Below are 22,317 nucleotides of genomic sequence, written 5' to 3' on the forward strand. Positions count from 1 at the left end.
GATCCCTCCATAAGTGGATAAATCGTGCATTTCCTTAAAATGCCCTCTTGAACGGATAAACCTCCCTTCTTGTCGTCTTTACGGAAGACCCTTGATCGTGAATTCGCGTTATGCATAACATGCATGCACCCAACCCAAGAGAGGAGATCAAATGAGCGATGACTTCGACCTGAACGTCAACGTGGCCAAGCCCAGCGGGGACACCATGACCCCCGCCTGGACGAGTTTCGGTACCACGTGCTGGTCGTGTGGCGACCCGAGCTGTGACCACAACTGCTGGAGCGACGGCATCAGTTGCGGTACGTGCACCGGCACGGGTTGTTGATCGAACACAGCTGACACGGACAAAGGTGCGGGCGGCCGAGGCTTCGCCCTCGGCCGCCCGCACCGGCGTGGCGCCCCAGGGAGCAGGTCGCCGCGGATGGATCACCGGCCGGGGTTCGGCCGCACTGCGAGCACGGTCACCGGAGAAGCACAGGGAGCGAAGTGGACACCAATTCGGACGCCATGAAACTGGCTCTGCGGGTGGCGGAGCGTCTGGGGAACCTCGACATCATCGGCGCGGGGCCCGGCCCCGACGGCTCCGGGGAGTATCCCCCCGCGACACTGAGTGGAGGAGATCTCGGAGTCGCCCTGGCGTTGTTGCACGCGGGTGAGGCGTTGGACGACGAGGTTCACCTCTCGGCAGCGCACACGCTGCTCCGGCGGGCGGCGCGGTCGACGGCGCACCGGCCTTTGAAGCATCCCGGCCTGTGGACGGGCACGGCCGGCTTCGCCTGGGTGCTCGCCGAGTTCACACGGCGGGAGCCGCGCTACCTCGGCACGCTCCATCGCGTGGCCACCGACCTCAGCGCTCAGGTGCTCGCGGAGCCGTTGCACGTGCCGTCGAGAAAACTGTACGACTACGACATGGTGTCCGGTAGCGCCGGACAGCTCGCCGCCCTGCTGGCGGTCGCCGACGTGGCGGACGCGGCGGACGAGGACCTGCGTACCGCCCTGCGGAAGGCCGCCGAGCACCTGGTCGAGCACCTGATGGCGGTCACCTCGCTGGACGAGGACGGGCTGCCACTGTGGTTCGTCCCGCCCCACCTGTACTCGCACGTCGAATGGCGCACCGCCTCCCAGCCGCACGGCTTCTACGACCTGGGATTCGCCCATGGCCTGCCGGGCGTCCTCGCCGCCCTGTGCCGGGCCGAGGCCGAGGGGTATGGGGGAGGTGCGATCCCCGGACGTGTGGCCGAGATCACCGGCTGGCTGGCGCGGCTCGCCCTGCGAGACGAGACGGGGCCGTCCTGGCCGGCGGCGTTCCCCGTCCGGCCCGGCACGCGGGAGCCGATGATCGAGTCGGTCGCTCCCGGCCGCGCCGCCTGGTGTTACGGACCGGAGGGCGTCACGGCGGCACTGCTCCCGGCCGCGGTGACGATCGGCGCCCCGGACGTCTACGCCGACGCCGTCGCGGCCCTGGAGCGGGCCGCACGCACGCCGTCACGCGAGCGGGGGTGCTTCTCTCCGACGCTGTGTCACGGACACGCCGGGCTGCTCACCATGTACACGCGCGCCCACACCCAGACCGGGCGGCCCGCGTTCGCCGCGGCCAGGGATACGCAGGTGGCCGAGCTCGAAGCGCTCGCCGACGACGAGCACGCCTTCATCTTCGCCGACGAGCCGGAGCGGGGTTCGATCATCCAGAACCGGGGCCTGCTGGAGGGCGCGGCCGGGGTCATGCTGGCGTTGCTCGGCGCCGCCGGGGCGGTCCAATGGGACGAGATACTCCTGCTCACGCCGGCCGGTTCCGGAGTCATGGCCGGCACGGCCCGAGCCGGGGAGCGGGCGGCGCCGTGAGCGGTGAGGATGCCGTGGTGTCGTTCCGGGCCGGTGACGCCTTCCTGCTACGGACCCCCGCGCTGCCCGTCGGCCGGATCACCGAGATCCTCGCCATGTGCCCATGGCAGGCCGAGCACGAGGAGCTCTCGCGGGAATGGGAGGACCTCTACGCCACCAAGGTCCTTGAGCTGTGGCGACTGCCGCTCGTCGCCGCGGCGATCCGGCTGGCCGCACCCGACCTGGCCGGCGCCCTGGACCGGGTGGACGCGCTGTCGGACAAGGACCGGCGTCGCGCCGTGATGAGCCTCGGCCGGTACCTCAACCGGATGAGCGTCCGCGCGACCCCCTTGGGGCTGATGGCCGGAGTCGCCGGCGGTGGTTTCGGCGACAGCGCCGGCGCCGTTCTCGGACAGGAGGCCATCGGCGCGCTGCGGGTCCGTGCGGACATGGGCTGGATCATGCACCTCGCCCGGCAGGCCGCCGGCGCGGCGAGCGCGTCCGCCGACTTCTTGGTGCGGGCCAACGACCTGCTGTACGAGTCACGGGGCCGGTTGTGGCTTCCCGGGGCGGACACCTACGGCGCCGGGGACAACCGCGTCGTGGACATCCGGCTGACCCGGCCGGTGCGTGCCGTCCTGGATCAGCTTCGCGTGCCGAGAACCGTTGGAGCCCTGCGCGCCCATCTGACGGAGGCATTTCCGGCCGCCGCACCGGAGAAGATCGACGGGCTGCTCGACCAGTTGCTGGAGCTCGGCATCCTCACCAGTGCCTGGCGGCCCCGGCTGACGAACGGCCCCGAGGAGGTCTCACCGGTCCCATCGCTGGGAGGGATCGCCGACGACGGCACCGCTCAGGCGCTGCGATCCGTCGAGGAGACCATCGAGTCGTTCCACCGAACGGGAGATCTCCACCAGGCCGGACAACTCGTCACGCGGGCGCAGGAGGCGGCGTCGGGCCACGACGGGTCGGTCCTGTCGATCGACGCGCACCTGTCGGTCGTCGAGAGACCCGTTCTACCGCGGGAGGTCCAGACGCTCGCGGAGGAGGCGGTACGGATCCTGAGCCGGATCCAGCGCATCGGCGCCTACCCCGAACATCTGCGGGAGTACGCCAACGCCTTCACCGATCACTATGGATCCCACGCCGAGGTGCCGCTGCTGGAGGTGCTCACCGCGGAGACCGGGCTCGGCCCACCCAACGGATACCGCAACCCTCCCCGGGCATACCCGCTCGCCGGCGCGGCGTCCGACGGCGGCCAGGCGCGGGGGCAAGACGTGCTGGCACGGCTGGTCGCGACCGCGCTGGCTCGGGGAGCACGGACCGTCGAACTGGACGATCAATGGATGGCCGAGCTGGCCGACGCCGCCGACGGCACGGGGGACAGCCGCCCGCCGGCGTCCGTCACGGACGTCTGTATGCAGCTTCTCCCACCCGGTGACGACCATCCGTCATGGCGCGCCGTCCTTGGTCTCTACAGCCTCTCCGTCGGCGGCCGCATGTCGGCCCGCTTCCACGACATGCTCGACCAGCGGACGCGCCAGGCGTTTCGTGACCTGGCACGGGAGGAGGAGGAGCGGCTCGCGCCCTACCTCGCCGTCGAGCTCACGTACCTGCCGTTGCAGGGCCGCTACGCCAACATCGCCATGCGGCCGTGCCTGCTGGGCTGGGAGCTGCCGGTCAACGTGACCCCCGGCGTGCCGGACGAGCGTGTGATCACGCTCGAGGACGTCCTTGTGAGCGTGGGCCACCACGGCCGCCTGCGGCTGCGCAGCGCCAGGCTCTCGCGCGACCTGCACGTCACGCAGAACACCCAGTTGAACCCGCTGCTCGCGCCCAACGTCTGCCGCTTCCTCGTGGAGGTCTCCCGGGCGTTCTTCCGGCCGATGACCGTCTTCGACTGGGGGACGCTTGGAACGGACATGCCGTTCCTGCCCCGCGTGACCCGGGGAGACCTGGTACTGCGGAGAGCCCGGTGGAGACTCCGGCGGGCGGACGCCCCTCCCGGGGGCGCAGGACGAGGCCACGAGAGCCTTCCGGCGTTCGCCAGAGCCGTTCGCGAGTGGCGGGAGCTGTGGAAGGTGCCGCGCCGGGTACAGCTCACCGAGGCGGACAACTGCATCCTGCTCGACCTGGACAGCGCCCCTTCCCTCGAAGAGCTACGGCTGGCGCTGATACGCCTGCGCGACAAGAGCGCCACGCTCGAAGAGGTACTGCCCGGACCCGGCGACGGGTTCGTACAGGACGCCCAAGGGGAGCGCTACACCGCCGAAGTGGTCGTCCCCGTGGTGGCCGGCGCGGAGCCCGTCGAGACGCGGAAGACCGAGGCGGAGCCGGCGAGCTCCGCCCGCGCCCTGGCATCGCGGCGGGACCGCCTGCGGACGGTGGGCAGCGACTGGCTGTACGTGAAGCTGTACGCCGAGCGCCCGGCGCACGACACCATCATCACCGGCGAGGTGGCGGAACTGTCGGGTGACCTGACCCGGCGGTACGGCGTCGGCCACCCGTTCTTCCTCCGTTACGTCGATCCGGACCACCACCTCCGCCTGCGGTTCCACGTGCCACAGGAAGGCACCCGCGCAGGGGTGCTCGGTGACGTCGCAGGATGGGCCGGCCGCCTGACCGCCTCCGGACTGCTCAAGGACTACTCCTTCGCGACCTACAGCCGGGAGATCGAGCGATACGGCGGGCCCGCGCTCATCGAACACGCCGAGTCGCTGTTCAGGCACGACAGCGCCGCGGTCACCCTGCTTCTGCGCCACCTGACCGGCGGCAAGACGACGCTCGACCGCGTGCCCCTCACGGTGCTCTCCCTGGAGTGGGTGACACGGCTCATGGTCCCCTCCTTCGATGAGCGGCGATCACTCGCCGCAGGGGCGGCGGGCAACGCGGGCGGCACCCAATACCGGGTCGCGGGACGACCCCTGTGGGAGGCCCTCGTAGGACCCGGGCCCGACCAGACGCTGATGGAAGAGGTGGCCGACCTCTGGCAGGGACCGGCGACGGCGTACATGAGGCGGCTCGACGAGGTGACCGAAGCGGGCGAGCTGTGGTCCGACCGCCGGCAGATCATCCGGAGCGTGCTCCATATGCACTGCAACCGGATGGGACTGACCAAGGCGGATGAGGCGGTCGCCTACGGCATGTGGCGGAGGCTGCTGGACCGGATGGCCCACAGCCGCGATCGGCCGTCCCCCGGGGGAACGCGGTGATGGGACGGCTCGCCGCGCCGTGGCGCAGGACCGGCGGAGCGCGCGGCACCCGGGACTTCCTGACCGTTTTCCGGGTGGCGTGGCGTGCCGACCCCTGGCACGTCACGCAGGCGCTCGCCTGCGCGATCGTGGCGGCGGGCAACCCGGCGGTCCAGGTGTGGCTCATGGCGGCGCTGACCCGGTCCTTCATCGAGGCGGCCACGGGACGGTCGGACCTGCGCGGCGTCTTCACCGCCCTCGCCATGATGGCGGCGGCCGGGCTCATCGCCCAGCTCCTCTCCATGGTCCAGACGCGAGCGATGCAGAGGTGCCAGTCCCAGCTCACGGCACACCTGTCGGGCCGCATCGTGGATCGGGCGATACGGCTGACGCTCGTCCAGGCGGAGGACCACCAGGTCCAGGACGCCCTCCAGCGGGCGACCCGGGAGGTGGGCTTTCGGCCCGGCATGCTCCTCCAGCAGATGGTGCAGCTCGTCGGGCAGGTGTCGGGCTTCGCCGCCGTCGGGGTGGTGCTGTTCTCCCTCGACTACCGCGTGGCGCTGCTGGCGATGGTGGCGCCGCTCCCGACTCTGGTCGCCCAGATCCTGGCCGGACGCCGCGGTTACGCGCTCGAACACGCGCGTTCGGCGGACCGGCGGCGGCTCGCGTACTGGCAGCAGCTCGCATCCCAGCCCGAGCCCTTGAAGGAGCTCATCGCACTGCGGCTCGGGCCGCTGGTCGCGGGCCGGCACTCCGCGGTCCTGGCCCGCGTGGTGCGCGAGGATCAGGCTCTGGCCGGACGCAACTTCAGGCAGGGCGTTCCCCTGGCGGTCGTCGCCGCCGTGCTGACCTTCGTGGCGCAGGTGGTGGCGGTGCTGGTGACCGTCGGCACCGCGGGGATAGTGAACATGTTCGCCGTGATCCAGGGGATCGTGGCACTCCAGTCGAACGTGCAGCAGATCCTGTCGTCGCTGAGCAATGCCTATCTCAACCAGCTCTACCTGCGTTCGGTGATGGGATTCCTCGCCCTGCCCGAGGCCGGTGTCACCGAGGGGACGCTCGCCTTCCCCTCCCGCCTCGAACGCGGCGTCGAGCTGCGGGAGGTGACCTTCACCTACCCGGGGACCGAACTCCCGGCCGTCCGCGACCTGTCGGTCACTCTGCGGCCAGGAGAGACGACCGCGATCGTCGGGCTGAACGGCGCCGGGAAGTCGACGCTGGCCAAGCTCATCGGACGCCTCTACGAGCCCACGGCCGGGGAGATCCTCGTCGACGGGAAGCCGATACACGCTTTCACGATCGACAGCCTGCGCGACCGCGTGGCGTTCGTGTTCCAGGACTACGTGCGCTACCAGTTCACCGTGGCCGACAACATCGAGCTCGGCGCGGAAGGCGCGGAAGGCGCGGAAGGCGCGGCGGTGCCGCGCCCGGCGGTCCGGAGGGTGGCCGAAGCGGTGGGAATGGCCGCGTACATCGACGCTCTCCCACAGGGGTACCACACCCAGCTCGGCAAGGTCTTCGAGGGCGGCGTGGACCTGTCGGGCGGGCAGTGGCAGCGGCTGGCCGTCGCCCGGGGGCTGATCCGCGAGGCCAGCGTGCGGGTGATGGACGAGCCGACCGCGGCGATCGACGTCGTGACCGAGGCGTCCCTGCTGGACGTGCTGACCGAGGCGGCGCCCGGCCGGGTGAACGTGCTGATCGGACACCGATTCTCCTCGGTCTCCCGCGCCGAGCGGATCCTCGTGCTGTCCGAGGGACGGCTGGTCGAGGACGGCTCCCACGACGAGCTGATGCGAATGGACGGCGTCTACGCCGACATGTACAAGACCCACGTGCTCGCGCCCGACCCGGCCGTGCCGTGATCCCGAACCGAAGGAAGTGATCGACACATGCTGCTTGCCGTGCTCGACCAGACATCGATCTTCTCGGACGCCGGTCCCGGCGTCGCGGTCAGGGAGACCGTGGACCTGGCCCGGGAGGTCGAGCGTCTCGGCTACCGGCGGTTCTGGATCGCCGAGCACCACGGGCCCACGTCGGGCTGCGGCTCACCGGAGATCCTGGTGGCGGCGGCCGGTGAGGCGACCACCACCCTGCGGGTGGGCACGGGCGCGGTGCTGCTGCCCTACTACAAGCCCCTGAAGGTGGCCACGACGTTCAACCTCCTGTCACGGCTGTTCCCCGGGCGGATCGACCTCGGCGTCGGCCGGGGACCTGGGGCGGGTCCGGCCACGGCCTACCTCCTGGGCGGGAACGGGCCGTCATCGTTCGAGCCGAAGCTCTCCGAGCTGGTCCGGATGATCTCGGACGACTCGGCGGCACCGCAGTTCTTCCCGAAGGCGGATCGACCGGAGCTCTGGGTGATGGGCAGCGGGGGTGGCAGCGTGCACACCGCGGCGCGGCTCGGGCTGCCGTTCTCGTTCGCGCAGTTCATCCACGACCGGCCGAAGCCGGAGGTGGCCGACCAGTACCGCGCGCAGTTCACGTCCGGGGACACCGTTCCACGCTTCAGTCTCTGCGTCAGGGTGGCCTGCGCGGACTCCCGGGAGGACGCGCTGGCGCTCGGAGCGCTCGCCGGATGGCTCCAGACCGCTCACGTGTCCGCGCCCTCGGCGCTCAAGGGCACGATGCCCTCGTGGAGCGAGTTGCGAGAGCTCGCGGCGCCATCGGGGCCGCCCACGGCGTCGACGCTCATCGGCACGCCTTCGGAGGTGCAAGAGCAGCTCGGCGAGCTCATCGCCGCCTACCGTCCCGATGAGCTGGCCGTCACCACGGCATGCCCGCGCTTCGATCTGCGGGTTCGTACATTCGAACTGATCCAGGAGATGTGCGGGGCGCTGGTGCCCGCCGGGTAACCCTTCCAGCGCCCGCCTGGGAACGGCGTGCCGGGTCACGCTCCGCCCGCCGGGTGAGCCCTTCCGTGGACGAATGTGGCGTGGCGTACCGGGTCAGACTCCGCCGGCCACGTGCGCGGGGGTGAGGGTCCTCGGCTGGAAGCCCCGGGCCAGCGTGATGATGGCCGCCGCCAGCACGAGGGGCGCGATGAAGGCGATCTGGTAGTTCGCGGCCTCCGCGATGCCACCGACCAGGGCCGCTCCCACGATGAAGCCCACGTAGTTGAACATGTTGACGCGGGCGATCGCGACGCCCGTGCCGGCCGGGTCGAGCCGTCCGGCCGCCGAGAACGACTGGGGCGCCACCACCGACAGCCCCACACCGGTCAGGCCGAAGGCCACGATGGCCAGCGGTTCGTTGGGCGCGGTCACGATGCCGGCCAGGCCCAGGGCGGCGAGCGCTCCGCCGATGCGGACGATCGCGGCAGGGCCGTACCTGCGGACGGCGAAGTCGCCACCGACCCTCACCACGAAGGTCGTCGCCTGGTACGCCCCGAGCGCCAGCGGGATCACCGCCGCGGAGGAGTGCATGATCTTGTCCATGTAGACGGAGCCGAAGTTGGAGATGGACGCGTCGCCGACGTAGAGGAAGGCCATCGCCAGGCACAGCGGCAGGATCGGCCGCCACGGGAAGCGAGCGCCCGAGGCCACGGTCTCGGTCGCCACGTGCTCCTCTTCGGGACCGCACAGGGTGCGGCCGGCGATCAGGGCGATCACGACGCCCGCCAGCATGGCGACGGCGAAGGTGACCGGAAGACCCAGCCCAACGCCTCCGGCCGCCGATGCCCAGACGGCGCCGATGACCGCCGCCGCGCTCCACAGGGCGTGGAATCCGGTGAGTATCGGCTTGGCGTACCTGCGCTCGACCGTGACGGCCTGCATGTTCATGCCCGCGTCGACCGCCCCGAGGCACAGGCCGAACAGCACGTTGGCCGCGACAAGCTGGGGGACGTTCGACGCCAGCCCTGCCAGGACGACCGCCAGGGCCGCGAGGGGCTGGGCGACCCGGAGCACCCACCGGCTGCCGAACCGCTTGGCGATCTCCCCCGCGAGCACGCTGCCGACGCCCGCGATCACGGGCACGACGAGGAGCAGGATGGACAACTCGCCGTCACTGAGCCCGTGCTTCTTCTGCAGGGCCGCCACCTGGGTGAGCAAGGTGGCGAAGGTCAGCCCTTGCACGAAGAAGACGGCGTAGGTGGCGAGGCGCGCGCGCCGGTCACGTTGGGTGGGCACCGCGGCCTCCGGGGGGCTGAAACATGAGGCGAATTCAGGTTTCGCCAGGGTACGAGCACCGGCCACCCCGGTCAATGGGCGGCCGGTGAAGTCGGCGACCGGTTGACGAAACAGAGCCGCCCGCACGGAGGAAGGCGTCAGTCGATCAGGCGAGCGGTCATCTTCCAGACGGCGAGGATCCACATCAGGGCGGCGAAGAGGAGGAGGGCGCCCACGTGGATGAGGTCGTGAAGGCCCAGTTTGGCGAAGACGGCGTCCCTGACGAGCTCGACGCAGTGGTACAGCGGGTTGAGCCTGGCGACCCCCGCAGCCCACGAGGGCAACTGGTCGACCGGGAAGAACGTGCCCGCGACCAGGAACATGGGCGCCAGCACCCCGCTGATGATGTAGTCGAAGGTGTTGATCGTCGGCACGATGGCCGACACCCAGATGCCGAACAGCGCGAACGCCAGCCCGGTGAGGAACCCGATGAACGGCACCAGCAGCATGCCGGGACCCGGAGGCAGCCCGAACGCCATGCCCACGATCATGGGCGCGCAGCCGTAAACCCCCGCCTTGGCGGCGAGCCAGGAGGCCTCGGCGGTGACCAGCTCATGAACGTCGACGGGCGCGGCCAGCACCGCGTCGTAGGTGTGCTGGAAGGTGCGGCGGATGAAGGTGCCGAACATCGCCCCGAAAGCGCTGATGAACAGCACCGAGGTGGCGACCACGCCCGTCGAGACGAAGTCGCGGTAGTCGTACCCGTACGCGGCGCCGATCACCGCGCCGAAGCCGAAGCCGAACGCCAGCAGGTAGATCGTGGGCTCGACGAGCGAGGCGAAGGAGGTGGACGCCCAGTAGCGCTGGTAGAGCACCATCTCGCGGCGCCACACCCCGCGCACGGGCGCCCACTCGAACCACCGCAGCGTCGGCTCGCTCGTGACGGCAGGACTGGCGGTCATTCGACACTCTCCCCGGTCAGGACGACGAACACGTCTTCGAGGCTGGCGGCACGCCGGACGTTGGCCGGGCCGAGCTCCTGGCGGAGGGACTCGGGCTGCCGCTCGGCCGCGAGGACCGAGACCGAAGGGCCGGTGCGCCGGGTCGGGAGACCGGCGTTCTTGGCCAGCTCCTCCACCTCGGAGAGCCGCTCGGGCGGGCCGTAGTGCTCATCGACATGCGTGCCGGCGTGCTCGGCGATGAGGTCGGCGGGCGTGCCGCGCGCGACGACCTTGCCGTGCGACATCAGCGCGCACTCGTCGGCGAGCCGCTCGGCCTCCTCGATGTAGTGCGTGGACATCAGCGTGGTGACGCCTTCGGAGCGCAGCGCCGCCACCAGCGACCACAGCTCCTGCCGGACCTGCGGGTCGAGGCCGACGGTCGGCTCGTCGAGCAGCACCAGCCGGGGGCGGTGCACGAGGCCACGGGCGATGAGCAGCCGCCGTCTCATGCCGCCGGAGAGGTTGCCCGTCTTGGTGTCGGCGCGGTCGACGAGCTGGGCCACCGCCAGCGCGCGGCCGACCGCCGCCGCGCGGTCGTCCTTGGGGACGCGGTAGAGGTGGGCGAAGACCTCGAGATTCTGCCGGGCCGTGAGCTCCTCGTCGAGATTGTCCTGCTGCGGCACGACGCCCATCGCGGCGCGCGCCCTCTTGGACGCGCCGGGAAGGGAATGGCCAAGGACGGTGATCTCACCTTTGTCGGCGCGTGACTGGGCGGTCAGCAGACGCATCGTCGTGCTCTTGCCCGCTCCGTTGGGGCCGAGCAGCCCCAGGCAGATGCCGTGGGGGACCTCGAGGTCGAGACCATCGACCGCGGTGACGTCGCCGTACCGCTTCACCACTCCGCGGATCGAGATCGCGCTCAAGGCAGGGTCGGGCGCAAGTGTGTCTCGTGATCGCGCATGCAAGGTGGCCACACCGCCACCATAGGAAACGTCACCGACACTTCTCCAAGGGTTTTCCGCGCCCGGCCCATGTGGCCACGGCGCCCGGCCACATGGCCATGGCGGCCCGCCCCCGGTAGGCGCTTGGCCGTCGTACGTTCCTACGGCCAGACTCTCTCGCCGCTGGGGACGTCCGGGGACGGCGCCAGCCGTACGGCCCGGGTGTCCTTCACGGTGAAGGCGTCGACCACGTGCCGGTTGTGCACGAGGAAGCCGACGACGCCCGCCACGGCCTGCGCCCCCCGCTCGGCACGCGCGTGGCCGGTCAGCAGGTAGATGTGCGGAGCCGAGAGCTTGTCGAGGAGGAACCGGCGGCCGTGCCGGTGGACGTCCTGCAGAGCCTTCACGGGTATCGGTTGGTCTGAGGTGAACCACACGGCGACATCCCACATGGGCAGTTCGACGTCTGGGCTCGCCGACTCCTCGAAGCAGGTGACGCAGCCGTGGCGGGCGTCCTGCCCATGGGGGCACGCCCAGAAAGCGGCATCGTCCCTGTAGCTCACGCGTTGGGCTCCTTCTTGCGCAGGCAGGCGATCATCATGTGCTGCCCCCGATGAACACAGAGGCCGTAATGGCCGAGGTCAGATAATTCTGACCGAACTTCTGTCCTGATGTGCTCCGTACCTGGTGGCATTCCGGCGGGTCGTGGCGAATCGGGTACGTCGGTGTCCTCCTCGCGGGTTACTGTCGAGGCGTGGAAGCCGAGCGCCGCGCGCGTTACGACCGTTGGAACAGCCGTTGGAACCAGCAAGGGGCACCGGCCCTGCGGCAGTTCCTCTCCGGCATGCTGAACGGCGTGTCGACCACCAGGCAGGGCCCGGCCCCCCACGAGCTGAGGGCTTCCGACGCCGATCGTGAGCGTGTGGTCGACGTCCTGCGCGACGCCGTGGCCGACGGCAGGCTCACCCACCAGGAGCACGAGGAGCGGGTGGAGAGCGCCTACACCGCCCGCACCCTCGGCGAGCTGGCCGCCGTCACCGCCGACCTGCTGCCCGAGGACCTCCAGCCGCTGCGCGCCGACGGACGGCCCGTTATGGCGCTGTTCCGTTCCGAGCAGCGCGGGGGCCGCTGGGTGGTTCCCTCGCACTACTCGGTCACGGCCGTCGGCACCGGCGTCTCGCTCGACCTGCGTGAGGCGCTGCTCCAGAGCAGCCACATCACGGTGCAGGCCACCGTGGTGGGAGCGACGCTCACACTGATCGTCCCGGATGGCGTCCGCGTGATCATCCCCGCGTCGTCGATGCTCGGCGGGAAGAAGAACCAGGTCCCCGCGTCGGTGCCTCCCGACGCGCCGGTGATCGAGGTCACCGGCACGATCATGATGGGCAACGTCGTCACCAAGTACCCCAAGCCGCCCAAGCGGGGCTGGTCCAGGCGCCGCAGGCCGTAGCCGGGGCGCCGCCCGTCAGGTGGCGGTGTCGAAGTTGATCGCGCTGTAGGCCCGCAGCTTCCAGAGCTGGTGCTCGCTCTCGACCTTGCGCACGGTGCCGGACCGGCCGCGCATGACCAGTGAGTGGGTGACCGCGGCCCCGCTGCGATAGCGGACTCCGGCCATGAGCTCCCCGTCGGTGATCCCCGAGGCGGCGAAGAACACGTCGTCGGAGGTCACCAGGTCGTCGGTGGTCAGCACGCGGTCGAGGTCGTGCCCGGCGTCCAGGGCGCGGCGGCGCTCATCGTCGTCACGTGGCCACAGCTTGCCCTGGATCACGCCGCCCAGGCACTTCAGCGCGCAGGCCGCGATGATGCCCTCCGGCGTGCCGCCGATGCCGAGCATCAGGTCGATGCCGGTGTCCGGGCGAGCCGCCATGATCGCGCCGGCCACGTCGCCGTCGGTGATGAACTTGATGCGCGCCCCGGTCTCGCGGATCTCCTTGACGAGCCGCTCGTGGCGGGGCCGGTCGAGGATGACCACCATGACGTCGGACGGCGAGGCGCCCTTGGCCCGGGCCACGGCGTCGATGTTGGCGGCCACGGGAGCGTTGATGTCCACCGCGTCCGCCGCCTCGGGCCCGGTCGCGAGCTTGTCCATGTAGAAGACCGCCGACGGGTCGTACATGGACCCGCGCGGGCTGACGGCGATCACGGAGATGGCGTTGGGCATGCCGAGCGCGGTCAGCCGGGTGCCGTCGATCGGGTCCACGGCCACGTCGCACTCGGCTCCGCTGCCGTCACCCACGCGCTCGCCGTTGTACAGCATGGGCGCGTTGTCCTTCTCGCCCTCGCCGATCACCACGACACCGTCCATGGAGACCGTATTGATCAGCTGGCGCATGGCGTTGACCGCGGCGCCGTCGGCGCCGTTCTTGTCGCCTCTGCCCACCCAGCGGGCCGCGGCCATCGAGGCGGCCTCGGTGACGCGGACCAGTTCGAGAGCGAGGTTGCGATCGGGCGCGCGCTCCTCTGTGGCCAATGCGGGCGGTACGGACGTCTGCTCCGACATGGTGACAAGCCCTTCTAATTGGTGCGAACGGCGATCGGACGCCCTGTACTGGACCTACCTGCTTCCCCGCTTTCTAATCCAGCCGACTGCAACGATCGTAGTTGTCTCACTCCAGCGGGCGATGGGGGGATACTGTCGCCTCCATGAGCAGTGACACGGAACGACCGGTGACTGTGCGCACCTCGGAGCGCGGCGCCGCCACGCGTGGCGCACTCCTGGACGCCGCCAGGGAGATATTCGTCACACGCGGCTTCGCCGAGGCCGGGGTCACCGACGTCGTCTCCCGTGCGGGCGCCAGTGTCGGCAGTCTCTACCACCACTTCTCCGGCAAGGCCGATCTTTACCTCACCCTCTTCGACGAGTTCCAGGCCCGCCAGACCCAACGGACCAAACAGGCCGTCCAGGCGGCTCGCGCCGACGGCGAGTCCGATCCGATGCGGCTGTTCATCGCCGGCGCCCGCGCCTATCTCGAAGGCTGCTTCGACGAGCGCGAGCTCGCCGCTCTGTTCCTGCGCGGAGACGGGCCTCCCGGCTTCGAGGTGATCATGAGAGACCGCATGCGCCAGTGGGCCCGGCGCAACGCCGCCCTCTTCGAGGACGACCGAGGCGCCCTGGTCGCGGTCGTGACGGGCGCGCTGGCCGCCGCGGTGTCCGAGGTCGCGCTGTCGGAGGACGTGGCGGCCTCCAGGAGGCTCGCCGAGGACGTCCTGTTGATCATCTCGCAGATCCGCCGCCCGTAGGCCCGGCTCCCCGGTGGGTTGCGCGTCCCGGAACGCTCTTTGATCAACGCGCGGGTCCGCCGCCCGTAGATCGCCGGCCCCGGGTCCCCCGGTGGGGTGCGCGTCCCCGACCGCCCTCACCGGCCGGTATTGTCGCTGGCTGTGCGTCGATTCACCGAAGGATTCCGCGGATACGTGTTCGCCGTGCTCTTCTGCCTGGCGCTCGTCGGGATCTTCCTGCTGATCACGCCGCAGAGCCGCGAGGAGCACATCCCCAGGGTCGACTACTCGATGACCCTCGCCGACCTCCGCCGCACCGCGTCGTACGAGGTCGTGGCGCCCGAGCCGGTCCCGGCCAACTGGGTGCCGAACAGCTCCAACGTCGACAGGAACGCCTACGTCACCTGGCGGCTCGGATTCGCCACGGCCAAGCGCTCCCACGCCATGCTGGCCCAGAGCGACGAGCCGGGCGCCCAGTTCGCCAACCGCCTGGCCAACACCGACAAGGTGTCAGGAAGCCGGCAGATCAACGGGGAGACCTGGCAGGAGCGCTTCCGTCCCGACAAGAAGCAACGCTCGCTGGTCCGCCTCCAGCCAGGCGCGACCGTCGTGGTCACCGGCCTGGCCGACTGGGACGAGCTGGCCCAGCTCGCCGGCTCGCTGAAGCCCCAGCCCAAGACCACCTCGACGCCCACACCCAACGGCACGGCCACACCGCGCTAGCTCGGCCGCCCGGTACCCACGCTAGGCCGGCCGCACGGCCGCGCCGCGCTAGCTCGGCCGCCCGGTCACCCCGGCGCTAGAAGGGGGCGTTCTCCGTCTTGGCGTCGGGTTCCTCGCGTCGGGCCATGGCGGCGGCGAGCCGCACCCGGGCCCCCTGCAGCCACTCCTCGCAGAGCGCGGCGAGCCTCTCACCACGCTCCCAGAGCTCGATCGACTGCTCCAGAGTGAGGCCACCCGCCTCCAGGCGCCTGACCACCTCGGTCAGCTGCTCACGGGCCTGCTCGTACGACGGCGTCTCAGCTTTCTCCTCAGCCACGGAACCCACCCTACGGGCACCCACCACGTCCCCCGTCTCAGATGGACGGCTTGGTCACGGTGACGCCGATGCGGTCGTCGGGGAACCGCACGCTCAGCTCCTCGCCCTCGCTGACGCTCGACGCGCGGCGTACGACCTCGCCGGAGGGGAACTGCACGATGGCATAGCCGCGTTCGAGGGTGGCGGCGGGGGACAGCGTGACCAGACGGGCGCGCACGTGCTCCATGGAGTCCTCCGCGCGATCGAGGGATGAGATCAGGCAGCGGCGTGCCCGGTCGCGAAGCCCGTCGACCTGCTCCGCGCGGCGCTCGATCTCACGGACCGGGTCGGCCAGCGAGGGGCGGGAGCGCACCGCCGTCACCCACGACATCTCGCGCTCGAGCCAGCCGACCACCACGCGCCGCCCCCGGTCGCGCAGCTGCCCGATCAGGGCGAGTTGCTCGCCCACATCGGGGACGACCTTCTTGGCGGCGTCGGTCGGCGTCGAGGCGCGCACGTCGGCGACCAGATCGATCAGGGGATTGTCCTGCTCGTGGCCGATGGCGCTGACCACCGGCGTGCGGCAGGCCGAGACGGCGCGTACCAGCGACTCGTCGGAGAACGGCAGCAGGTCTTCGAGCGAGCCGCCACCCCGGGTGATGATGATCACATCGATCTCGCGGTCGGTGTCGAACTTGTGGAGGGCCTCGGTCACCTCTCCCACCGCGTACGGCCCCTGGACGGCCACGGTCTCCACCTTGAAGCGGACGGCGGGCCAGCGGCGGCGGGCGTTCTCCAGGACGTCTCGCTCGGCGGCCGAGTCACGGCCGCAGATCAGCCCGATGGCACCCGGCAGGAACGGCAGCCGGCGCTTGCGGTCGGCGTTGGACAGGCCTTCGGAGACGATGATCTGCCGGAGCCGCTCCAGCCTGGCCAGCAGCTCGCCGATGCCCACCGGCCGGATCTCCAGCGCGGTGAACGCGAACGAGCCCCTGTTCACCCAGAAGTCGGGCTTGACCAGCACGACCACCCGCGCGCCGTCCGCCGGCCTCGGGACGGTCGCCTCGTACACGTTGCGCGGGCAGGTGACCCTGGCCGACACGTTGGCCACGGGATCGCGCAGGGTGAGGAACACCGTGCCGCCGCGAGAGGACAGCTCGGTGATCTGCCCCTCGGCCCAGACGGTGCCCAGCTTGCCGATCCACTGTGCCACCATCTGCAACACCGAGCGGATGGGCAGTGGCTGCTCCGGTGAGGTCTTGGCCGTCATGCGGGCAGCCTACAAACCATCGGCGACTATTCCCCCGCTTCAAGCTTGGCGAGGCGCTTGGCGTACATCTGGACGATGTCGTCCCTGCCCGAGGTCTTGCGCTCGTATTCGATGAGCGTGCGGATCTCGTCGGCGGACTTGCCGCGCAGCCGGGCGCGCAGAGAGGCCATGGTGAGGTCGGAGTAGCCCGGCATGGGCTCGGCCAGGGTCGAGGTCGTCCCTGCGGCCGAGGAGGCGACACCGGCGGACGGCGCGGACGCGGCCACCTCGGGAGCGGTCTGGACCGCGTCGGCCAGCTTGCCCGCCTCGGCCCGGGGCTTCCTCGTCCGCGTCTTGGTCTCGGCCTTGGCTTCAGCCTTGGGCTTGGCCTTGGTCTCGGCCTTGGTCTCAGCCTTGGGCTCAGCCTCGGCCTTGGCTTCAGCCTTGGCCTTGGTCTCAGCCTTGGTCTCGGCCTTGATCTTGGGCTTCGCCTTGGACTCGGGCTTCGCCGGAGTGGACTTGGGCTTCCTCGCCTTGGTCGCCGGCTTCGCCGTCCCGGCCACGGGCTCGGTCACCGTGGCGGGCTCTGTGACGGTGGCGGGCTGCTCTGTGACGGTGGCGGCCTCGGCACGCCCCTGCTCACCCGCGGCCGGGGAGGCCGTCCCCGCGCCGGGCGCCGGCCTCATCGTGGGCGCGGGTGCGGGGGGCGGGGCGGCCACGGTGGACTCGGTCTTCGGCGCGGACCCGTTGAGGCTGTCACCCGGAGCGCTCGGGCGCGGCGCGAAGATGACGGGCTCACGCTTCGCCGGCTTCTCATCTCGATCTTCGGCCGCCACGGGGGCCGCCGCCGTTCGACCGGCCGGCTGCGTGTCGGACGCCGCCCTTTCGTCCTCGTTCAGCAGCCGCTTGATGCCGGTGCGGATGCGGTCGCTCAGCATCAGAGCCTGCCCGACTCCGGTGAGCGCGGTCTGCAGCACGTTGAGGGGCAGGTCCTTGGCCTTTTCCTTCAACTCGCTCGGGTTGGAGACGGTCTGTCGGACGTTGTTGGCTATGGTGCGGACGATGTCGGTCACTGACATGCCGGCTCCCTAGAGGTTCTGATATTGGACGACCAGTCTGACCAGACTGTGCCGCATGAGGTCAAGGGGCGGACGGACAGGGCCGTCGCACACTCCCTCAAGCATAGGAAAGCAGATAAACGGTGCGTGACGATGGATCGCAAGCATCAAGGCGGGAAGGAATCCCCGAGCACATAGCATTGAGGCATGACTTCGGAGACCTCTGCGACCCGTCGTGTCCTGGTGGCCAAGCCGCGCGGTTACTGCGCGGGCGTCGACCGCGCAGTTCAGGCGGTCGAGAAGGCTCTCGAGCGATACGGCGCCCCCATCTACGTCCGCAAGCAGATCGTCCACAACACCCACGTGGTCAAGACCCTCGAGGAGCGCGGCGCGATCTTCGTCGAGGAGACCGACGAGGTGCCCGAGGGTGCCATCGTCGTGTTCTCCGCGCACGGTGTCGCCCCGGCCGTCCACGACGAGGCGGCCCGGCGGTCCCTGAAGACCATCGACGCCACCTGCCCGCTGGTCACCAAGGTCCACAACGAGGCCAAGCGGTTCGCCGCCGGCGACTACGACATCCTGCTCATCGGCCACGAAGGCCATGAGGAGGTCGAGGGTACGGCGGGCGAGGCCCCCGACAGCATCCAGCTCGTCGACGGCCTCGACGGGGTCGACCGCGTCCAGGTGCGCGACCCCGAGCGGCTCGTCTGGCTCTCCCAGACCACGCTGTCGGTCGACGAGACCAACGAGACGGTCACGCGGCTCAGGGAGCGTTTCCCCAACCTCATCGACCCGCCGAGCGACGACATCTGCTACGCCACGCAGAACCGCCAGATCGCGGTGAAGGAGATCGCCCGCGAGTCGCAGCTCGTCATCGTCGTCGGCTCGACCAACTCCTCCAACTCCAAGCGCCTCGTCGAGGTCGCCAGGGACGCCGGGGCCGACGCCTCCTACCTCGTCGACAACGCCTCGTTCATCGAGGACGCGTGGCTGGACGGCGTCACCACCGTGGGCGTGACCAGCGGCGCTTCGGTGCCCGAGGAGCTCGTGGAGCAGGTGCTGGCCCGTCTCGCCGGACACGGCTTCGACGATGTCCAGGAGGTCGAGTCGGTGGCCGAGAGCGTGCGCTTCGCCCTGCCCCACGAACTCCGCCGCGACCTACGCGCCGCCGCCCACTGAGCCGTCACCCGCTTCGCGTGGCGCCACGCCAGCCGTCACTCCGCTTCGCGTGGCGTTCGCTGAGCCGTCACTTCGCTTAGTGCGGCGATGTCGTCACTCCGCGTCGCCGGCCGTACCGGTGTCGATGATCGCGTCGGCCCGGTCCCGCACACGGTCGGCGGCGAAGTACGCCTGCTCCTGGCGGGCCCATCGTTCCCAGTGGGGGCGGTAGGTCTCGCCGTCGCGGCTCAGCGCCCTCGCCCGGCGCACGCTGACGGGGGCCTCCATCCAGACCAGGAACGATGTGTACGGCCGCGCGGCCACCGCGCCGGTTCCCACACCCTCGACGACCACGACCTTCGACGGCGGCACCTCGCGCCACTCGGCGTACGCCCCCAGCGTCCAGTCGTAGCGTCGCCAGCGGGCGGCCTCCCCGCCGGCGAGCGGGCGCAGGATCCACTCCACGAGCCGGTCGACGCCGTCGCGCAGGCCGTCCCAGCCGGGATACAGATCGTCCATGTGGATCAGGGCCGCGTCCAGCTCGCCGGCCAGGGCCCTGCCCATCGTCGTCTTGCCGGACCCCGAGGGCCCGTCCACGGCGATCACCCGGGTGGCTCCGGCCACGCGGGTCGCCGGGTTCATGGCAGCACTTCGCCGTGCGGGAGGGCTCGCCGGAACCGTCGTGCCCGCTCGCGCAGCGCCACCGGGTCGCCGCCGTCGGCCGCGTCGCCGATGAGCGGCGAGCCGACGCCCACGGCGACCGCCCCCGCGTCGAGGTAGGCGCCCGCCTGGTCCACCCGCACGCCTCCCACCGGGATCAGCGGGACGCGGGGGAAGGGCTCGCGCAGCCCGGCGATGTAGGAGGGGCCGTGCACCGAGGCAGGGAAGATCTTGACGGCCGTGGCGCCCGCCACCGACGCCGTCCACACCTCGGTCGGGGTCAGGGCCCCGACCAGGGTCGGCATCCCCAGCTCGATGCCCCTCGTCGCGCCCTCGCACATGGCGGGGGTGACCAGGAACTCCGCGCCGGCGTCCCGGGCACCGTCGGCCTCGGCACGCGTCAGGACCGTGCCCGCCCCGAGAGTCACCTGGTCACCGAGCTCGGTGCGGATCCTGCCGATGACCTTCAGGGCGTCCGCGCCGGTGAGCGAGACCTCCATGACGTCGATGCCCTCCTCGGCGAGGACGCAGGCGGCGCGGAACGACGACTCGGGGTCGACTCCCCGGATGATCGCCAACAGGTGCTTCTTCCACAGCAGGCTCAGCAACTCCATGTACGGCTCCACGCTCTGTTCTCGCAGCAGGTTGGGACAGGGGTCTCACGCGGTTCACAGCGACTCGGCGGGCTTCACGGCGGCACGGCACAGGGGCGGGACGGCTGGGTGCGGGACGGCTCGCGGGCGCGACGGCTCGGGGGCGACGGCCGTCACGGCAGGGCGGTGAGCGATCTGCGGGGAAGGCGTCGGTCAGTCCTTCTGCTCCCTCGCGGATCCGTAGGTGCGGGGCTCGAAGTAGCCTTCCGGCTCGGGGACGAAGTGCTGCTCGTCGCCCGGCTGTCTGCGCCTGGTGTCGGCGGCGGGGCGGCTCGCGCGCAGGTCCGCGCGCAGTTCGCCGATGTTCGCGGGAAGGCCACGGAACCAGGCGATGGCCAGTACGAGCGCCGAGCCGCCGAACAGCCACGGCGCCGCCGCCGAGAGGTTCGTGAACATGCCGAGGCCGAGCGCCTGGATCAGCGACGGCGCCCCGAACACGCCGATCACCGCGCTGATCAACGTGGCGACGAAGAAGATCAGAGGCGGCGCGACCACAAGGGACAGCAGATCACGTGGTTGCACGAGCAGGACGGCGGCCAGGCACGCCACGGTGAAGACGAGCCCGACGATGAACGTCGAACCGGTCACCTCTGAAGCGAGCGTGATCACGAAAATGAGCGCGATGGCACCCCGGGCGGTCAGCCTGACTCCCGGTCGCGCCCGTTCCTGTGTTACCACTGTCGCCCCCTCCGAGCCTGGTCGGCGGCCTCATGGCCGGCAGGCTGGCCCTACGACGAGTCTCGCGCCAACTTACCGTTCAGGCGAGGGGCCGGGAACGGGCTTGCCGTCTCTTCACCGTGCGGTTGCGGGGTCTCTTCCCCCGCCGGCTCGGGCGGCTCCGCGCGGCCCCACTCGGACACCTCACCATGCGCTTCCGCCTCGGAACCGTCGATCTCCTCCTCCGGGAACGGCTCGTCTTCGAAGGCATGGGGTCCCCTCCGCGGCGGAGCATCCGCGGAGGCGTGGGCTTCCGTTGGTGGCGGCTCCTCTTGGGAGGCGCCGGACCGCGGTTCCGTGAGGTCCTCGCCGACGAGCTCCGGCATGGACGGTGGCCTCGGCAGTTCCTCGACGAGCTCCGGCTGGGGGAGCGGCCCGTCGACCAGGCCGAGGTCGTTCAGCTTGCGCGCGCTCACGAGCACGCGGCTCTCCAGCGAGCCGACCGTCTTGTTGTAGGCCACGACGGCCCGGCTCAGCGCCTTGCCCACCGCGTCGACGTTGCGGCCCATGGCACCGAGCCGCTCGTACAGCTCCTTGCCGAGATCGAAGACCGCCCGGGCGTTCTCGCTCAGCGCCTCCTGCTGCCAGGCGTACTGCGCCGTACGGAGCATGGTGATCAACGTGGTGGGGGTGGCGATGTGCACCCGCCTGTTCATGGCGTGTTCCAGCAGGCTCGGGTCACGCTCCAGCGCGGGGGCCAGGAACGCCTCCCCGGGGATGAACAGCACCACGAACTCGGGCGCCGGGCTGAACGCCTGCCAGTACGCCTTGGCGGCGAGCCTGTCGACGTGCTCGCGCAGGTGACGGGCATGGGCGTCGAGCCGCGCTTCCTGCATTTCGCTCTCACCGGCCTCCGCGGCGTCCAGGTAGGCCGCCAGCGACACCTTGGAGTCCACGACGATGTTCTTGCCGCCCGCGAGGCGGACGACCATGTCGGGCCGTACGACTCCATCGGCGGTGGTGGCGGAGGCCTGCTCGTCGAAGTCGCAGTGCCGCGCCATGCCGGCGATCTCGGCGACCCGGCGGAGCTGGAGCTCTCCCCACCTGCCGCGCGCCTCCGGTCGCCGCAACGCGCGCACGAGGGCCGTCGTCTGCGTCTTGAGCTGTTCGGAGCTCTCCCGTACGAACTCCATCTGCTTGCCGAGCTCCGCTTGGGCGACACGGTTGCCCGTCTCGCTCTCGCGGAGCTGCTCCTGCACCCTGGCAAGGGTCTCCCTCAGCGGGGCGACGAGGTTCTCCACGGCCTGCCTGCGCTGCTCCAGATCCCCGGCGGCGTCGGCCCGGGAGGCGGCGAGCCTGCCCTCCGCCAGCTCGAGGAAGCGCAGGTTGTTGACGTCCAGTGCCCGCGTGGACAGAGACTGGAAACGCTGGGTCATCTGCTCCTCGACGTAGGCGACCTTCTCCTCGGCGGCCTGCGCCCGGGCCTCGGCGAGCGCGACCTTGCTCTCGGCCTCCGACGCCCGGGCCGTCGCCCGGACCCGCCCGAGCGCGAAGCCGATGACCAGCCCGGCGGCGAGGCCCACGGCCAGTTGGAAGGCGAGTGCGATGACGTTCACCTCCGGCATGATTCCAGGCCCGTGACCCC

The 22,317-nt window shown here is 70.6% G+C and carries 21 protein-coding genes; 9 read left to right on the top strand and 12 right to left on the bottom strand.

The window, feature by feature from the left end:
• Nucleotides 1-151 precede the first annotated feature (151 nt).
• The 5 genes from ABD810_RS34490 to ABD810_RS34510 all read left to right on the top strand — a co-directional run bounded on the left by ABD810_RS34490 (nt 152) and on the right by ABD810_RS34510 (nt 7,864).
• Nucleotides 152-325, top strand: a complete 174-nt coding sequence (locus ABD810_RS34490; protein ID WP_344950681.1) for an FDLD family class I lanthipeptide — start codon at nt 152-154, stop codon at nt 323-325.
• Nucleotides 326-486: 161 nt separating this feature from the next.
• A complete protein-coding gene (locus ABD810_RS34495) occupies nt 487-1,842 on the top strand; it encodes a lanthionine synthetase C family protein (protein WP_344950683.1) in 1,356 nt (451 codons plus the stop codon).
• Nucleotides 1,839-5,033: a lantibiotic dehydratase gene (locus ABD810_RS34500; RefSeq protein ID WP_344950685.1), complete on the top strand. Its 3,195-nt coding sequence runs from the start codon at nt 1,839-1,841 to the stop codon at nt 5,031-5,033. Before ABD810_RS34495 ends, ABD810_RS34500 begins: the two co-directional genes overlap by 4 nt.
• A complete protein-coding gene (locus ABD810_RS34505) occupies nt 5,033-6,874 on the top strand; it encodes an ABC transporter ATP-binding protein (protein WP_344950688.1) in 1,842 nt (613 codons plus the stop codon). The genes ABD810_RS34500 and ABD810_RS34505 overlap by 1 nt, the downstream gene beginning before the upstream one ends.
• Nucleotides 6,875-6,901: 27 nt before the next feature.
• Entirely contained in the window at nt 6,902-7,864 is a 963-nt protein-coding gene (locus tag ABD810_RS34510; protein WP_344950691.1) for an MsnO8 family LLM class oxidoreductase, read from the top strand.
• Nucleotides 7,865-7,957: 93 nt separating this feature from the next.
• Here ABD810_RS34510 and ABD810_RS34515 read toward each other — a convergent pair whose 3' ends face one another.
• From ABD810_RS34515 to ABD810_RS34530, 4 genes are all read right to left on the bottom strand, one after another.
• The gene (locus ABD810_RS34515) at nt 7,958-9,139 is read right to left on the bottom strand and encodes an MFS transporter (protein WP_344950694.1); all 1,182 of its coding nucleotides are present in this window, start codon (nt 9,137-9,139) and stop codon (nt 7,958-7,960) included.
• Between the two features lie 137 nt (nt 9,140-9,276).
• Complete coding sequence (locus ABD810_RS34520) at nt 9,277-10,080, bottom strand: ABC transporter permease (RefSeq protein ID WP_344950696.1); 804 nt, start codon at nt 10,078-10,080, stop codon at nt 9,277-9,279.
• Nucleotides 10,077-10,982 (bottom strand): ABC transporter ATP-binding protein, encoded by a 906-nt coding sequence (locus tag ABD810_RS34525; RefSeq protein ID WP_344950699.1) that lies wholly within the window; start codon nt 10,980-10,982, stop codon nt 10,077-10,079. Before ABD810_RS34525 ends, ABD810_RS34520 begins: the two co-directional genes overlap by 4 nt.
• Nucleotides 10,983-11,161: 179 nt before the next feature.
• On the bottom strand, nt 11,162-11,563 hold the full coding sequence (locus tag ABD810_RS34530; RefSeq protein WP_344950701.1) for a hypothetical protein: 402 nt from the start codon (nt 11,561-11,563) through the stop codon (nt 11,162-11,164).
• 191 nt (nt 11,564-11,754) lie between these two features.
• Between ABD810_RS34530 and ABD810_RS34535 the strand changes: the two genes are divergently transcribed.
• The gene (locus tag ABD810_RS34535; protein ID WP_344950704.1) at nt 11,755-12,450 is read left to right on the top strand and encodes a DUF1707 SHOCT-like domain-containing protein; all 696 of its coding nucleotides are present in this window, start codon (nt 11,755-11,757) and stop codon (nt 12,448-12,450) included.
• A gap of 15 nt (nt 12,451-12,465) precedes the next feature.
• Here ABD810_RS34535 and glpX read toward each other — a convergent pair whose 3' ends face one another.
• Nucleotides 12,466-13,500: a class II fructose-bisphosphatase gene (gene glpX / locus ABD810_RS34540; protein WP_344950706.1), complete on the bottom strand. Its 1,035-nt coding sequence runs from the start codon at nt 13,498-13,500 to the stop codon at nt 12,466-12,468.
• 143 nt (nt 13,501-13,643) lie between these two features.
• Between glpX and ABD810_RS34545 the strand changes: the two genes are divergently transcribed.
• Together ABD810_RS34545 and ABD810_RS34550 are read left to right on the top strand one after the other, a co-directional pair.
• Complete coding sequence (locus ABD810_RS34545) at nt 13,644-14,240, top strand: TetR/AcrR family transcriptional regulator (protein ID WP_344950708.1); 597 nt, start codon at nt 13,644-13,646, stop codon at nt 14,238-14,240.
• A gap of 141 nt (nt 14,241-14,381) precedes the next feature.
• Nucleotides 14,382-14,942, top strand: coding sequence for a DUF4245 domain-containing protein (locus ABD810_RS34550; protein WP_344950710.1), 561 nt, complete (start codon nt 14,382-14,384; stop codon nt 14,940-14,942).
• A 76-nt stretch (nt 14,943-15,018) separates the two neighbouring features.
• On the opposite strand, the gene ABD810_RS34555 is transcribed toward ABD810_RS34550, so the two are convergent.
• Genes ABD810_RS34555 through ABD810_RS34565 form a run of 3 tightly spaced genes read right to left on the bottom strand, consistent with a single transcriptional unit; the run spans nt 15,019 to nt 17,565 of the window.
• Entirely contained in the window at nt 15,019-15,258 is a 240-nt protein-coding gene (locus ABD810_RS34555) for an exodeoxyribonuclease VII small subunit (protein WP_344950712.1), read from the bottom strand.
• Between the two features lie 37 nt (nt 15,259-15,295).
• Nucleotides 15,296-16,507, bottom strand: coding sequence for an exodeoxyribonuclease VII large subunit (xseA, locus tag ABD810_RS34560; RefSeq protein ID WP_344950715.1), 1,212 nt, complete (start codon nt 16,505-16,507; stop codon nt 15,296-15,298).
• A 26-nt stretch (nt 16,508-16,533) separates the two neighbouring features.
• Nucleotides 16,534-17,565: a hypothetical protein gene (locus ABD810_RS34565; RefSeq protein ID WP_344950718.1), complete on the bottom strand. Its 1,032-nt coding sequence runs from the start codon at nt 17,563-17,565 to the stop codon at nt 16,534-16,536.
• 186 nt (nt 17,566-17,751) lie between these two features.
• Between ABD810_RS34565 and ABD810_RS34570 the strand changes: the two genes are divergently transcribed.
• The gene (locus ABD810_RS34570; protein ID WP_344950721.1) at nt 17,752-18,723 is read left to right on the top strand and encodes a 4-hydroxy-3-methylbut-2-enyl diphosphate reductase; all 972 of its coding nucleotides are present in this window, start codon (nt 17,752-17,754) and stop codon (nt 18,721-18,723) included.
• A 93-nt stretch (nt 18,724-18,816) separates the two neighbouring features.
• Here the strand turns inward: ABD810_RS34570 and ABD810_RS34575 are convergent, their stop codons facing one another.
• The 4 genes from ABD810_RS34575 to ABD810_RS34590 all read right to left on the bottom strand — a co-directional run bounded on the left by ABD810_RS34575 (nt 18,817) and on the right by ABD810_RS34590 (nt 22,288).
• Complete coding sequence (locus tag ABD810_RS34575; protein WP_344950724.1) at nt 18,817-19,344, bottom strand: (d)CMP kinase; 528 nt, start codon at nt 19,342-19,344, stop codon at nt 18,817-18,819.
• The gene (locus ABD810_RS34580) at nt 19,341-19,976 is read right to left on the bottom strand and encodes a bifunctional 4-hydroxy-2-oxoglutarate aldolase/2-dehydro-3-deoxy-phosphogluconate aldolase (RefSeq protein WP_344950727.1); all 636 of its coding nucleotides are present in this window, start codon (nt 19,974-19,976) and stop codon (nt 19,341-19,343) included. The genes ABD810_RS34575 and ABD810_RS34580 overlap by 4 nt, the downstream gene beginning before the upstream one ends.
• Nucleotides 19,977-20,168: 192 nt before the next feature.
• On the bottom strand, nt 20,169-20,693 hold the full coding sequence (locus tag ABD810_RS34585) for a DUF6542 domain-containing protein (RefSeq protein ID WP_344950730.1): 525 nt from the start codon (nt 20,691-20,693) through the stop codon (nt 20,169-20,171).
• 50 nt (nt 20,694-20,743) lie between these two features.
• Complete coding sequence (locus tag ABD810_RS34590) at nt 20,744-22,288, bottom strand: DNA recombination protein RmuC (protein ID WP_344950733.1); 1,545 nt, start codon at nt 22,286-22,288, stop codon at nt 20,744-20,746.
• Nucleotides 22,289-22,317 lie beyond the last annotated feature (29 nt).

Source organism: Sphaerisporangium flaviroseum (genome assembly GCF_039537005.1).
Lineage (GTDB): Bacteria > Actinomycetota > Actinomycetes > Streptosporangiales > Streptosporangiaceae > Sphaerisporangium > Sphaerisporangium flaviroseum.